This is a genomic window from Streptomonospora salina (assembly GCF_014204715.1).
GTDB lineage: Bacteria > Actinomycetota > Actinomycetes > Streptosporangiales > Streptosporangiaceae > Streptomonospora > Streptomonospora salina.
Genome location: NZ_JACHLY010000001.1, coordinates 4,774,120 through 4,787,070, shown reverse-complemented (window position 1 = coordinate 4,787,070; position 12,951 = coordinate 4,774,120). Strand labels below are relative to the sequence as shown.

General features: G+C 74.3%; 12 protein-coding genes. 6 read left to right on the top strand and 6 right to left on the bottom strand.

What is annotated here, in order from left to right; all coding sequences use genetic code 11:
- Nucleotides 1–149: 149 nt before the first annotated feature.
- Together HNR25_RS21630 and HNR25_RS21625 are read right to left on the bottom strand one after the other, a co-directional pair.
- The gene (locus tag HNR25_RS21630; protein ID WP_184639670.1) at nucleotides 150–950 is read right to left on the bottom strand and encodes a TlyA family RNA methyltransferase; all 801 of its coding nucleotides are present in this window, start codon (nucleotides 948–950) and stop codon (nucleotides 150–152) included.
- Between the two features lie 179 nt (nucleotides 951–1,129).
- Nucleotides 1,130–3,403: an ATP-binding cassette domain-containing protein gene (locus HNR25_RS21625; RefSeq protein ID WP_184638161.1), complete on the bottom strand. Its 2,274-nt coding sequence runs from the start codon at nucleotides 3,401–3,403 to the stop codon at nucleotides 1,130–1,132.
- Between the two features lie 61 nt (nucleotides 3,404–3,464).
- Between HNR25_RS21625 and HNR25_RS21620 the strand changes: the two genes are divergently transcribed.
- Nucleotides 3,465–4,424: a helix-turn-helix transcriptional regulator gene (locus tag HNR25_RS21620; RefSeq protein WP_312862674.1), complete on the top strand. Its 960-nt coding sequence runs from the start codon at nucleotides 3,465–3,467 to the stop codon at nucleotides 4,422–4,424.
- 69 nt (nucleotides 4,425–4,493) lie between these two features.
- Here the strand turns inward: HNR25_RS21620 and HNR25_RS21615 are convergent, their stop codons facing one another.
- Together HNR25_RS21615 and HNR25_RS21610 are read right to left on the bottom strand one after the other, a co-directional pair.
- Complete coding sequence (locus tag HNR25_RS21615) at nucleotides 4,494–4,730, bottom strand: hypothetical protein (RefSeq protein ID WP_184639753.1); 237 nt, start codon at nucleotides 4,728–4,730, stop codon at nucleotides 4,494–4,496.
- A gap of 105 nt (nucleotides 4,731–4,835) precedes the next feature.
- On the bottom strand, nucleotides 4,836–5,822 hold the full coding sequence (locus HNR25_RS21610) for a hypothetical protein (RefSeq protein ID WP_184638159.1): 987 nt from the start codon (nucleotides 5,820–5,822) through the stop codon (nucleotides 4,836–4,838).
- A 198-nt stretch (nucleotides 5,823–6,020) separates the two neighbouring features.
- Here HNR25_RS21610 and HNR25_RS21605 point away from each other — a divergent pair, with 198 nt between their 5' ends.
- The 3 genes from HNR25_RS21605 to HNR25_RS21595 all read left to right on the top strand — a co-directional run bounded on the left by HNR25_RS21605 (nucleotide 6,021) and on the right by HNR25_RS21595 (nucleotide 9,003).
- Nucleotides 6,021–6,371, top strand: coding sequence for an SCP2 sterol-binding domain-containing protein (locus HNR25_RS21605; protein WP_184638157.1), 351 nt, complete (start codon nucleotides 6,021–6,023; stop codon nucleotides 6,369–6,371).
- A 51-nt stretch (nucleotides 6,372–6,422) separates the two neighbouring features.
- Nucleotides 6,423–7,748: a DUF1015 domain-containing protein gene (locus HNR25_RS21600; protein WP_184638155.1), complete on the top strand. Its 1,326-nt coding sequence runs from the start codon at nucleotides 6,423–6,425 to the stop codon at nucleotides 7,746–7,748.
- A gap of 232 nt (nucleotides 7,749–7,980) precedes the next feature.
- Nucleotides 7,981–9,003, top strand: a complete 1,023-nt coding sequence (locus HNR25_RS21595; protein ID WP_184639665.1) for an HAD-IIA family hydrolase — start codon at nucleotides 7,981–7,983, stop codon at nucleotides 9,001–9,003.
- A gap of 93 nt (nucleotides 9,004–9,096) precedes the next feature.
- On the opposite strand, the gene HNR25_RS21590 is transcribed toward HNR25_RS21595, so the two are convergent.
- Nucleotides 9,097–9,543, bottom strand: a complete 447-nt coding sequence (locus HNR25_RS21590; RefSeq protein ID WP_184638154.1) for a single-stranded DNA-binding protein — start codon at nucleotides 9,541–9,543, stop codon at nucleotides 9,097–9,099.
- Nucleotides 9,544–9,906: 363 nt separating this feature from the next.
- Between HNR25_RS21590 and HNR25_RS21585 the strand changes: the two genes are divergently transcribed.
- The gene (locus HNR25_RS21585) at nucleotides 9,907–10,911 is read left to right on the top strand and encodes an MBL fold metallo-hydrolase (RefSeq protein ID WP_312862673.1); all 1,005 of its coding nucleotides are present in this window, start codon (nucleotides 9,907–9,909) and stop codon (nucleotides 10,909–10,911) included.
- 15 nt (nucleotides 10,912–10,926) lie between these two features.
- On the opposite strand, the gene HNR25_RS21580 is transcribed toward HNR25_RS21585, so the two are convergent.
- Nucleotides 10,927–11,361 carry an NUDIX domain-containing protein gene (locus HNR25_RS21580; protein ID WP_184638152.1) on the bottom strand — a complete coding sequence of 145 codons (435 nt, stop codon included), beginning with the start codon at nucleotides 11,359–11,361 and terminating at the stop codon, nucleotides 10,927–10,929.
- Nucleotides 11,362–11,675: 314 nt separating this feature from the next.
- Between HNR25_RS21580 and nhaA the strand changes: the two genes are divergently transcribed.
- Nucleotides 11,676–12,923, top strand: coding sequence for a Na+/H+ antiporter NhaA (nhaA, locus tag HNR25_RS21575; protein ID WP_184638150.1), 1,248 nt, complete (start codon nucleotides 11,676–11,678; stop codon nucleotides 12,921–12,923).
- Nucleotides 12,924–12,951: the final 28 nt, after the last annotated feature.

The following is a 12,951-nucleotide window of genomic DNA, read 5'->3' as shown; positions in this document are numbered from 1 at the left end:
CATCCGGGCATCGCGGGTGGCGGCAACCGGGAACGGGCGCCGTCCACTCGGCGGTAGGGACGTTGCGTCCCGCTCGACACGGGCCTCCGGCACCCGGGCGCCGCGGGTGCGCGCCGCGCGCGGCCGCGATCGGGGTGCCCGCTCCCGGGCTACCGCGGGCCCTCGTCGACCGCGCTCTGCAGGCGATCCTCCTCCAGCGGGGGCGCGTCCGCGCGCAGCCACAGGAAGTACTCGACGTTGCCCGACGGACCGGGCAGCGGACTCGCCGCCACCCCCGCCGTACCCAGACCCAGGTCGCGGGCGCGGCCGGCGACCGACCGCACCGCTTCGGCGCGCAGGTGCGGCTCGCGCACGACGCCTCCGGCGCCCACCCGGTCCTTGCCCACTTCGAACTGCGGCTTGACCATCAGCGTGAAATCGGCCCCCGCATCGGCGCAGCGCACCAGCGGCTCCAGCACCAGTCCCAGCGAGATGAACGACAGGTCGCCCACCACCAGGCCGGGCATCGGCGCACCCACCTGCTCCGGATCCAGCTCGCGCACGTTGGTCCGCTCCAGGACCGTGACCCGGTCGTCGCTGCGCAGCGGCCACGCCAGCTGCCCGTAGCCCACGTCGACGGCCACGACCGCGGCCGCGCCGCGCCGCAGCAGCACGTCGGTGAACCCGCCGGTGGAGGCGCCGGCGTCCAGGCAGCGCCGGCCGGAGGCCCCGATCCCGAACGCGTCCAGCGCCCCCGCCAGCTTGTGCGCACCGCGGGACACGTAGGCCGGCTCGTCCGCGGGGGTCCGCACCACGATCGCCTGGTCCAGGCCCACCTGCGTAGCCGCCTTTCCCGCCGGCACACCGCCCACCAGCACGTGCCCGCCGTCGATCAGTTCGCCGGCGTGGCCGCGCGAACGCGCGTGCCCGCGGCGGACCAGTTCGGCGTCCAATCGGCTGCGCCTGACCATGGGGATCGTCTGCACCCGTCTCTCGGTGATCTGGGAAACCGCCCCGCACCGGCCGGGCGGGGCCGCTGCGGCGGCGCGCCCACCCTGCTCTGCTCGGCCGGGGCCTGCGTCGCCGCGGGCTGCGGCGGCGGTAGGCCAAAGCATACGAGATACCGGGGCGGGCGGCCGCGCCGCCGGCGCTACGCCGGCTGCGCTGCGGGCACCGCCCGGCGCAGGTGGCGCGCGGTCGCGGAATCGGAACCGGCGAGCAGGTCGGCGGGCGTGCCCTGGAAGACCACCGCTCCGCCGTGGCGGCCCGGCCCGGGACCGAGATCGACGATCCAGTCAGCCCGGCTGACCACGTCGAGGTCGTGCTCGATGACCACGACCGTCGCTCCGCCGTCGACCAGCCGGTCGAGCAGCGCGACGAGGTCGGCGGTATCGGACATGTGCAGGCCCGTCGTGGGCTCGTCGAACACGTACACGCCGCCGTCGCCGCCGAGTTCGTCGGCGAGCTTGAGCCGCTGCCGCTCGCCGCCGGAGAGGGTGTTCAGCGTCTGCCCGAGCGCGAGGTAGCCCAGCCCCACCTCGTCCAGGCGCGCGAGTACCGCGTGGATGCCGGGCTGCGGGAACGCGTCCAGCGCCCGGCGCACCGTGAGGTCCAGCACCTCGGCGACGGTGCGCCCGTCGAGGCGGTACCGCAGCGCGTCGACGGTGAACCGCGTTCCGCCGCACACCTCGCAGGTGCTGACGATCGGATCCATGAAGGCCAAGTCGGTGTAGACCGCGCCGAGCCCGTCGCACGCCGGGCAGGCGCCCTCTCCGTTGGCGGTGAACAGCGACGCGCTCACCCCGTTCTCCCGGGCGAACAACCGGCGGATCACGTCGAGGATCCCCGTATAGGTGGCCAGACTGGAGCGCCGCGACACCCGGATTCCGCACTGGTCGATCACGGTGGTCCCGGAGCAGACCTGCGGCAGGTACCCGTGCACGAGGGTGCTCTTGCCCGATCCGGCCACCCCGGTGACGGCGGTCAGCACGCCGGTGGGGATGTCCACGTCCACGCCGCGCAGGTTGTGGCGGTCGGCACCGCGGATCGGGGCCCACCCGGACGGGTTCCGCGGCGCCGCCTTGGGCGCGGGCCGATCGCTCAGCGCGCGGCCGGTGGCCGTGGGGGCGGCGGCCAACCCGGCCACGCCGCCCTCGTAGACCACCCGCCCTCCCGCATCGCCGGCCCCGGGGCCCATATCGACGACGTGGTCGGCCGCCGCGACGACGTCGGGATCGTGCTCGACGACCACCACCGTGTTGCCTTTGTCGCGCAGGCGGCACAGCAGCCGTGTGAGCCGGGCGACGTCGTGGGGGTGCAGGCCGACACTGGGCTCGTCGAAGATGTAGAGCATGCCGGTGAGGCTGCTGCCGAGATGGCGGACCGTCTTCACCCGCTGCGACTCCCCGCCCGACAGGGTCGACGTGGGCCGCTCCAGGGACATGTAGCCCAGCCCGATCCCGACCATGTGCTCCAGCTGGGCGGCGAGCGCCTCGGCCACGGGCGCGGCGTCGCCGGCGTCCATGCCCCGCACCGTCGACGCCAGCTCCTCGGCCTCCATGGCGGCGCCCTCGGCGATGGTGCGCCCGTCGACCCGGCTGGACAGCGCCGCCGCCGACAGCCGGGCTCCCCCGCAGTCGGGACATCGGGCCTCGGTGACGACCCGGTCGAAGGCCTCGCGGGCCCGGGGTTTGAGGGCGGCGGGGTCCTTGGGCAGCCAGATGCGCTCGAACCGGGGCAGCAGCCCTTCGTAGCCGGTGGGCACCGGTCCGCCCTGGCTGGGCAGGTGCAATGTGGCCTCGGCGCCGTGCAGGAACGCCTCCCATTCGGCAGGCGTGTAGTCGGCCAAGGGCTTGTCGTTGTCGAACAGTCCCGAATCGGCGTAGGTGCGCCACATCCAGCCGCCGACCTGGAAGGTGGGAAATCGGATCGCGCCCCCGTTCAGGGAGCGGCGGCGGTCGACCAGCTCGTCGACGTCGACGGTGCGGGCCAGGCCCAGTCCCGAGCACCGCGGGCACATGCCCTGCGGGTCGTTGAACGAGAAGAGGTTGGACGGGCCGATCCGGGGCCGCCCGGCGCGCGACCACAGCAACCGCATGAGCGAGTAGATGTCGGTGACGGTGCCCACCGTCGAGCGAGCGCCGCCGTGCAGCCGCCTCTGGTCGACGACGATCGCCGGCGCCAGGTTCTCGATCGTGTCGACGTCGGGCTTTCCGTAGCGGGGCAACCGGTTGCGCGCGAATGCGGTGAACGTCTCGTTGAGTTGGCGCTGGGACTCGGCGGCGATCGTGTCGAAGACCAGCGACGACTTGCCCGAGCCGGACACGCCGGTGACCACGGTCAGCCGGTCTTTGGGGATCTCCACGGCGATGTCGGCGAGGTTGTGCTCGCGGGCGCCGGAGATGCGGATGCGGTCGTGAGCCATGCGGCGACGGTAGAAGCGGTTGAGGTCGGATTCCGGCCGCAACCGGGTGCAGACTGGGAATGTGGTGGACGGACCGAGCGGGCGCATGCTGGAGCTGCTGTCGCTGCTGCAGAGCGGCCGGACGTGGACGGGACCGGAACTCGCCGAGCGCCTCGGGGCTTCGGCGCGCACGCTGCGGCGCGACGTCGACCGGCTGCGCGGCCTGGGCTATCCCGTCGAATCCGCGCGCGGGCCCGGCGGCAGCTACCGGCTGGTGGCCGGCCGCGCCATGCCGCCGCTGCTGCTCACCGACGCCGAGGCGGTGGCCGCCGTGGTCGGACTGCGCTTGGCGTCGGGGGCCGCGGTCGCCGATTCCGCCGACGCGGCGGGCAACGCCCTGACGAAACTGGAGCAGGTGCTGCCGTCCCGGCTGCGCCACCGGGCCGAAGCCGTCTCCTCCGCCACCGAGGCCGTCGCCCGCACCCCCGCCGCCCCCGATCTGCACACGCTGGAGCTGCTGGCCACCGCCGCCCACGCACGCAACCACGTGCGCTTCACCTACACCGACCGCGCCGACCGCAGCGGCCCGCGCCGGGTCGAGCCCTACCGGCAGGTGCTGCTGGGGCGGCGCTGGTACCTGCTGGGCTGGGACCGCGACCGCCGTGACTGGCGCACCTTCCGGTTGGACCGCATGTCCGGACTGGACGCACAGCCCACCACGTTCGCCCCCCGGGAGCTCCCCAGCGCCGATCCCGTCAGCTTCGTGCAGGACAGCACGCGCTTCCCCATCAGCCGGCACCGCGGAGCCGTGCTGTTCTCCGCACCGGTGGAACGGGTCTCGGAGCGGCTGACGGCCGAGGCCGGATCGCTGGAGGCGGTCGACGCCGACACCTGCCGTTTCGTCACCGCCGCCGACTCGTGGGAATGGATCGCCGTCACCGTCGCGATGGTCGGTGTCGCCTACACCGTGGAAGGCCCCCCGGAACTGGCGGACTTCACCCGCGACATCGCACGGCGCATGGCCCGGGCGGCACCGGACTGACCGGGGCCGCCCCGAGCGGCCGCGCGCTGCGGGCGCGGCCGCTCGGGCACGGCACCGCCGCTGCGGGATTCAGCCGCCGCGCCGGCCGTCGTCGTTCTCCAGGCCGTTGAGGACGGTGGACAATTCCTGGTGCAGTTCGTCGAAGACGGCGACGTGGTCGGCGGTGGGCATGTCGTCGAGGGCCGCCAGGCGTTCGCGGGCCCGTTGCAGGGTGCGCTCGGCGATTCCCGCCGCCTGCTGGTCCTCGGTGGCCGCGTGGGCGTTTCCGGCCGATGGAGTGTGGCCGAGGGGGGTTGTGTCCGTCACTTCCGCGCCGCCCTTCATCTGTGCGCGCATTGCCGTGCCTACCGCCGCGGAGCCGACCCGCTTCCGCGGCGCCGGTCCTATTGTGCAATTCCGCTCGTGCTGTGGCTATCGGTCGTTCTTCGTGCTGTTCTTACCACGATTGGCCGGACGCTTCGCGCCACCGGTCTTGGCGGGGGTTCCGCCGGAGCGGCCGGAACCGGACTTCGCCTTCGCGGAGCGCTGCTGCCGGCCGTTCCCGGACGCCGCCGCCTGATTCCCGGCGGCGTGCGCGTTCTCCGCGTCCTGCTCCGCGTCCTGCTCCGTATCCTGCGCCGCGTCCGAGCGCTCGGTGGCGCGCCGGTCCTCCTGCGCGGGCGCATCGCCGACGGCTCCCTGCGCCGTCTCCGCGGTTTCGGCGGAGGCGGACGCGGCACCCGCCTGCGCGCCGTCCTCGCCCGCACTGGCGCCACCCGGATCGCCGTCCCGGACGCCCTCCTCCGGCTCGGCCGCGGAACCGGTAGCCGCTACCGGTCCGGCCGGCTCGTCCGCGGCCGGCACCCGCGCGGAGGGAGCCGGTCCGGGCGGATCCCCGCTGCGGTCGGCCGCGGGCCCGGCGCCCGCCGGCGGCCGGTGCTCGGCCCCGGTGTCCTCCGCGGAGTCCGCAGCGGCGGGCGCCACCGCCGCGTGCACCGGCGCCGCGCCGCCCAGCGGCCGCTGGGCGGCCAGGCGGCGCTCCAGTTCGGCCACCCGGCGAGCCAGGCGGTCGTAGTCGGCGCGGCCCACCAGCTCCATCCGCTCCAGGGCACGCTCCACTTCGCTGCCCACCAGTGCGGTGAGCGCGGCACGGTTGGCCTCAGACGCCTCGATCAGCTCCCCCGCCAGCGTCTGGATCCCCGAACCGCCGGAGCCCCCGCGCGCGGCGCCGTCGCGCGCGGCGCCGTCGCCGGACTCCCCCTCCGGCGGTGCGGGCCGCGCCCCGCCCGCCGACGGGGCGGCCGAACGCTCGTCCGCCGTCTTGAGGATCACTTTGGCCGCGGCGACAGCGCGTTTGCGGGTCAGTTCGGTGAGGCCGTTGACTGCTTCGAAGTAGGCGCGCACCGCATCGACGACCATGGTTGATTGGCTCCTTGCCGGTACTCGGAGATCGGGAAAGCGGAGTGGTGCCGGTGGCACAGCGGGGTGGGGCCGCAGCGGTAAACGCTACCGGGCGCGCGGCCTCCGCGGGCGCCACTTCGCAGGGTCGGGCGGCCTTCCGCGCGCCGCGGCGCAGCGGCGGGCCGGGCGCACCGCCGGTAGGGCATGATGGAGCCCATGGCCACTGTGGAAGAGTGCCGGGCGGCGATCGGCACGGTTTCCGAGCGCATCGCGAAACTCGACCCGGGCGACCGGCGCAAGCACATCGTCGAACGCACCGTCAGTGTCACCGTGAGCGACGCCGACACCGTGTTCGACATGCGCCTGACCGGAGACGGGGTGCGCGACGTCACCCAGCGCGGGACCGACGACCCCGGCGAGCGCGCCGACGTGGGCGTCACCGTCTCCAGCGACGACCTCGTCGCACTCGCCGAAGACCGGCTCGACGCCGCCAAGGCGCTGCTCGGCGGCCGGGTCAGGATCGACGCGAACTTCAGCGACCTGATGCGGCTGCGCAAACTGCTGTAAGCACCCGCGCTGGACAGCGAGAACGCCGCCGCTGACGGGTATCGTTCCAGCGTGTGCACACACACGGGCGCAGACGCCCTCCAGTTGGCGCCGCTGCGTGGCCTGCGCTACGCCGACCCCGACGCCGGACGGATGCTCGACTCCCCCGAGTTCCGGATCGCCCGGGCCCTGGCACCGCCCTACGACGTGCTCGACGCCGACTCCTGCGCGGATCTCGCCCGCGCCGAACCGCTCAACGCCGTCCGGTTGACGGTGCCGCCGGTCGCCGCCGGGCCGCGGCCGGGAGAACGGCCGCCCGCCACCGCGGCGGACCGCTACAGCGCCGCCGCGCAGACCCTGCGCACCTGGCTGGCCCGAGGCGTCCTGGTCCGCGACCGGCACCCCGCGATCTACGTCTACGAGCAGACCCTGCCCGGCGGGCTGCGCCAACGCGGCCTCGTCGGCGCGCTGCGGCTGCCCCGGCCCGAAAGCCCGGTGGTGCGCCCGCACGAGGACGTCGCCCCGGAACCGGTGCTCGACCGCGCCCGGCTGATGGCCGCCACCCAGGCCAACCTGGAACCGATCTTCCTGCTCTACCGCGGAGGAGGCGGCGCCGCGGCACGCATCACCGCCACGGTGGCCGACACCCGGCCGCGGCCTCTCGTGGACACCGTTACCGGAGACGGCGTCGCCCACCGGCTGTGGGCGGTCACCGACACCGCGCTGCACGGGGAGATCGCCGCGGATCTGGCCGCGCGCACGGCGCTCATCGCCGACGGGCACCACCGCTACGCCGCCTATCAGCGCCTCCGGGCGCGCCGCCACGGGCCCGGGCCCTGGGACGACGGACTCGTGCTCCTGGTGGATTCCGATTCCTGTCCGCCCCGGCTGGGCGCGATCCACCGGGTCCTGCGCGGCGTGGACATCGGAGCGGCCCTTGCGGCGGCCTCCGGAGCGGCCGCGGCGGTGCCGATACCCGCCGGAGCGGACCGGCCCCCGGATGCGGGCGGTCCGGGGCCGGTGCTGGCCGATCCCTCCGGCGAATACGGGAGGTTCCTGCTGCGGGTGGACGCGGACCGGCTGGCGGCGGCGTTCCCCCACCGCTCCTCCGCTTGGCGCGCCCTGCCCACGGCGGCCCTGGAGTACCTGCTGGACGTGTGGGGCGTGAAGGAGCCCGACGTCGACCTCGTGCACGACGACGCCGGCGCGGCGGTGGCCGCGGCCCGCCCCGGCCGCGATACGGCGGTGCTGCTGGATCCCGTCCCGGTCGACGACGTCTACGCGCTCGCCGCCGGCGGCGAGCTGACGCCGCGCAAGACGACGTCCTTCGGCCCCAAGCCGCGTACCGGCCTCGTCCTGCGCGGCGCCGAGACGCTCGGCGCCCGGTTGGCAGGGTGAGCGGACCGGGCGGGGTGGACGCTTCCGGCGCAGCACTAGGCTGGGCGGTGTCCCGCCGTCCGGCTACGGCGCACGCGGCGGAGCGGGAAGGCCCTTCGGGCATCCCGGCGCCGCCCGCGGCGGCACCGCCGACCATCCCTGCACAGCCTCCCGCCCGGAACGGACCGGCGAGCCTGACCGGCGCGCGCACCGGGCGGCCCGCACCAGGACCAGGAGACCGATGACTGACGGCATGCCCCTACTCAGCGCCGAAGGCCCGCTGAACGAGCGCTACGACGCGGCGCTGCTCGACCTCGACGGCGTCGTCTACGTCGGCTCCGCCCCGGTGCCCGCCGCGCCCGAGGCCGTCGGCAAGGCGCGGGCTTCGGGCATGCGCGTGGCGTTCGTGACCAACAACGCGGCGCGCACCCCCGCTCGGGCCGCCGAGCGGCTCACATCGATGGGGATCGCCGCGGCGCCGGAGGACGTGGTGACCGCTGCGGAGGCCGCCGCGCGGCTGTTGGCGGAGCGTTTCCCGGCCGGCTCGGCCGTGCTGGTGGTGGGGGATACAGGGCTGCGGCTGGCGCTGCGGCGGCGCGGGCTGCGGCCGGTGTCCACGGCCGCGGAGCGCCCTGCTGCCGTGGTCCAGGGCTATTCCCCTCGGCTGAGTTACGACCTCATGGTGCAGGGGGCGCTCGCGGTGGCCGACGGCGCGCTGTTCGTTTCCGCCAACAACGACGCGACGGCTCCCCTGGACTTCGGCGTGCAGCCGGGCAACGGCGCGGCCGCACGGGTGATCGCCCACGCCACCGGAACGGAGCCGGTCGTGGCGGGCAAACCCATGCGCCCCCTGCACGAGGAGGGCGTGCTGCGGACCGGCGCCGCCGCGCCGCTGGTGGTGGGCGACCGGCTCGACACCGACGTCGAGAGCGCCACGGTTCGCGGAGCCGCCAGTCTGCTCGTGTTCTCCGGCGTCACGAACCCCGCCCGGGCCGCGGTCGCAGCGCCCGAGCACCGGCCCTCCTTCCTCGCCTGGGACCTGTCCGGGATCAACCGTCCCCACCCCGGCGTCCGCACGGAGTCCGGCGTCGCGGAGTGCGGCGGGTGGACCGCCGAGCTGCGCGCCGGCCGGGTGCGGCTGTCGGGACGGGGCGAGCGCCTGGACGGCCTGCGCGCCCTGTGCGCGTGCGCGTGGGCCGCCCACCCCGGCGGCCCCGTGCCCGACGGCGCCTGTGACGGAGCCCTCGCCGAGTTGGGTCTGCCGACCGAAACCTGACCACCGCGCCGGGCTCCGGGTGGCGGGCCGACCGCACGCGTGCACCGGCCTTCCCACGCCGCCGGGTGCCCGGCGGCGCGGGAAGGCGGTCCGTCAGCTCCGGGAACCGGCCGGATCGGAGCCGGAGGCGGCGCTGACGCGCTGGACGGTGCGCGCCTCGATCTCCACGACACTGCCCGAGCCCTTCGGCGACCTCCAGAAGCGCCTGCGCAGCATGCCGCTGACCTGGACGACGTCGCCGATCCGCCACGCACGGGTGCGTTCTTCCACGGCCTTCTGGAAACTGACGCACGTGATCGGGTCGACGTACTGGTTGGGACGCTGCTCGGCGGGGGTGCGGGAGATCGAGATCCGCCAAGTGGTGAGGCGGTCGCCGCTGGCGAGCTCGCGGACGGCGGGCTCGCCGGTGATGCGTCCGGCGACGACGACCTCGTTGCGGTGTCCGGGCGCGCGCTCGTTGCCACCGACGGGGCGGCGGTCGGTGCCGGTGGCGGGAGCCGTCGCCGGAGCGGTGGTCGGGGACGCGGTCGTGTCGGGCATGGTTCCTCCCTGCGGGTCGGGCCGAAGGGCCCCAGTGGCGGCTGCCGGACCGCCGGGGCGGTCCGGCCGGGCGTTTCCAGGGTCCGGTCCGCACACCCCCGGCCGAAAGCCCGATTCCCGGCTTGTGGACACGTCGCGCCGCACACGCCGCAGCCGGCGGCGGAGGAACGCGCGGACGGCGGCGCACCCGCCCCGCCCCGCCACGGCGGCGCGCCGGTGGACTAGATTCGGCACCGGCCTCCCGGCCGCGGCGCAGGCGGCGCTCCCGCGCCGCCGCATCCGCCGCCCCACGCCGGGGACTCCGCGCCGGCCCCGCCGGGCCGCCCGTTCACAACGGAATCACAAGGGAAAAGGAGGCGCCAGGTGCACGACGACGTGGACCCCGACGCGCTGCCCAGCGGCATCACCGCACTGGGCGACGACATCTTCGCCATCGACACCCGGATGGCGGGTTATCCCGGAATCACCTCCAGCTACCTCATCCGCACCGAGCGGCCCTGCGTGATCGAAGTGGGCACCGCCGGGTCCGCGCCGGTGCTGCGGGACGCGCTCCAGGCACTGGGCATCGGCCCCAGCGACTTGGCCACCGTCGTCGTCACCCACATCCACCTCGACCACGCCGGCGGCGTCGGCGACATCGCGACGATGTTCCCCGACGCCGAGATCGTCGTCCACGAGCGCGGCGCCCGCCACCTCGCCGATCCGTCGCGCCTCATGCGCAGCGCCCGCGCCGTGTGGGGCGACCGGCTCGACGTCCTCTTCGGCGACCTGCGCCCCACCGACGCCGCCCGCATCCGCTCGGTCGCCGACAGCGGCGAAGTCGACCTGGGCGCCGGACGCCGCCTCGTCAGCCACTACACGCCCGGTCACGCCAAGCACCACGTCGGCCTGGTGGACTCCGCCACCGGCGACCTCTACGTCGGCGACGCCCTGGGTGTCTACAACCCCGCGACCGGCGACGTCCGGCCCGCGACGCCGCCGCCCGACTTCGATCCGGACGCGGCGATCGCGTCCCTGCGGCTGTTCGGCGAAATCGGAGCGCGGCGGCTGATGTTCTCGCACTTCGGCGCGGTCGAGACGGTCGGCGAAACGCTGCACAGCGCCGAGGAGGAACTGCGGACGTGGGTGGAGACGGTGCGCGACGCGCGCGCCGACTCCCCCGACCTCGACCACGCCGTGGCCATGGTCCGGGAGCGGGTACTGACCCGCTACCGCCCCAACCCCGACTCGGTCTCGGCCGAATCGGCCGAGGTCATGGACGTCCTCAGCGGGGTGCACAGCAACGTCGCCGGAATCACCCACTGGTTGGACCGCGTCGCCGAGGACCAGCGCGCAGCCGCAGACCCCGCACAGTCCCGGCGGGACTGAACGGCCCGGCGGGGTTCACGGCGCGCCGGGCAGCCCCAGCACGCGCAGCAGGTGGGCGTAGACGCCGTCGTCCCACGACAGCTCGGAGTCGGCGGGCAGCACGTCGAACTCGGCGACGTCCTCGGTCTCGAACGCGCCGTCGAGCGGTCGGCGCGCCGCCAGTTGAGCGTGGGTGACGACCGTGGTGTGGCCGCCGGCGAGGACGTAGTACCCGTCGACGTGGACCTCGCCGAGATCGGCGCCGGCTTCCTCTCGGGCTTCGCGGCGCGCCGTCTCCTCGATGCCTTCGCCGGGTTCGGCATGGCCGCCGGGGAACTCCCAGCCGCGGCTGCGGTGGCGCACCAGGACCGGCCGTTCGCCGCGAAACAGCAGGCACACCACGGAGTCGTGGCGCCACGGCAGGCGGCCCACGTGCACGGCGGCGCCGTTCAGCGGCGGTCGCGGTGTCATGGGTTCGGCCACCTCGCCGATCGGGGAAACGGGGCCGAGCGCGGCGGCGGCAGGGCGCACCGGACGACACGCCCGGGAGCTCGGCGGCCGCGGGAACCGACCCCGGGTGCAAGCGGTGTAATCGTACTCTCCTAGAATTCAGGAACCTCCTGCGTGGCCGAGTTTTCGCGAACTCGTGTGAGCTGGGAGGACTTGGACAGATCCCGTGCCATAGTGCAGGGTTGTCCGGGCGGTCGGGATGACACGCATGGTGTGCCGGGAAGTCTGGTCGGCGATGTGCAGCAACGCGTACGGACGACTCGGGAGTTACGACCATGGCGACCAAGACGGGTTCGAACGGACTCGCCGACGCTCTTCGCAAGGATTCGGTCGGGGGGTTCCTGCTGATCGCCGCGGCCGTCGTGGCGCTCGTGTGGGCCAACTCCCCGTGGTCGGGCCTGTACGAGGCGGTGCGCAGCTTCACCGTCGGCCCGTCCGAGCCGCTGCACCTGGACCTCGACATCGAGCACTGGGCCGCCGACGGCATCCTCGCGCTGTTCTTCTTCATCATCGGCGCCGAACTCAAGCAGGAGTTCGCCCACGGTGAGCTGCGCAATCCGCGGCGGGCCATGCTGCCCATCGTTGCCGCCGCCGGAGGCATGATCGCACCGGCCCTGGTTTTCGTCCTGTTCAACACGGCCCGGCCCGACGGCCTGTCCGGCTGGGGCATCCCGATGGCCACCGATATCGCGTTCGCGCTGGCCATCCTGGCGATCGTCGGCCGCCACCTGCCGCCGGCACTGCGCACGTTCCTGCTTACGCTGGCCATCGTCGACGACCTCGGGGCGATCCTCGTGATCGCCGTCTTCTACACCGACGACCTGAAGTTCGGCGCGCTGATCGCCGCGCTGGCGCTGCTGGCGATCTTCGGTTTCCTGCAGCAGGGCCGGGGCCCGGCCGCCGCCCTCGACCGCTCCCCCGTCCCCAACTGGGTGGTCTACGTTCCGCTGGCCTTCGTGATCTGGGCGCTGATGCACGAGAGCGGCGTGCACGCGACCATCGCCGGCGTGGCGATGGGCATGCTGATGCGCAGCACGGAGGCCCAGGGCGAGCACGAGTCGCCGCTGCACCGGGCCGAGCACATGCTGCGTCCCTGGGCGATGGGGGTGGCCCTGCCGATCTTCGCGCTCATGTCGGCGGGGGTGGCCTTCGGCGGCTTCGCGGAGATGGTCACCGACACCGTCGCGCTGGGCGTCTTCTTCGGCCTGGTCGCCGGCAAGCTCATCGGCATCCTCGGCGGCGCCTGGATCACCACCAAGGTGACCCGCGCCGAACTCAATCCGACGCTGAGCTGGTGGGACATCGCCGGTATGTCGGTCCTGGCGGGAATCGGATTCACGGTGTCCCTGCTGATCACCGAACTGGCCTATCCGGACGGTGGGGCGATACTGGACAACGCCAAGGGCGGGGTGCTGATCGCGTCGCTGGCGGCGACGGTACTGTCGGCCGGCGTCCTGGGGTGGCGCAGCACCCACTACCACCGGCACGGGGTGCCCGGCGAGGCCGCGGCGCGCAGGAGCTGAGACGGTTGCGGAGCCGCCGGCGGCGGGG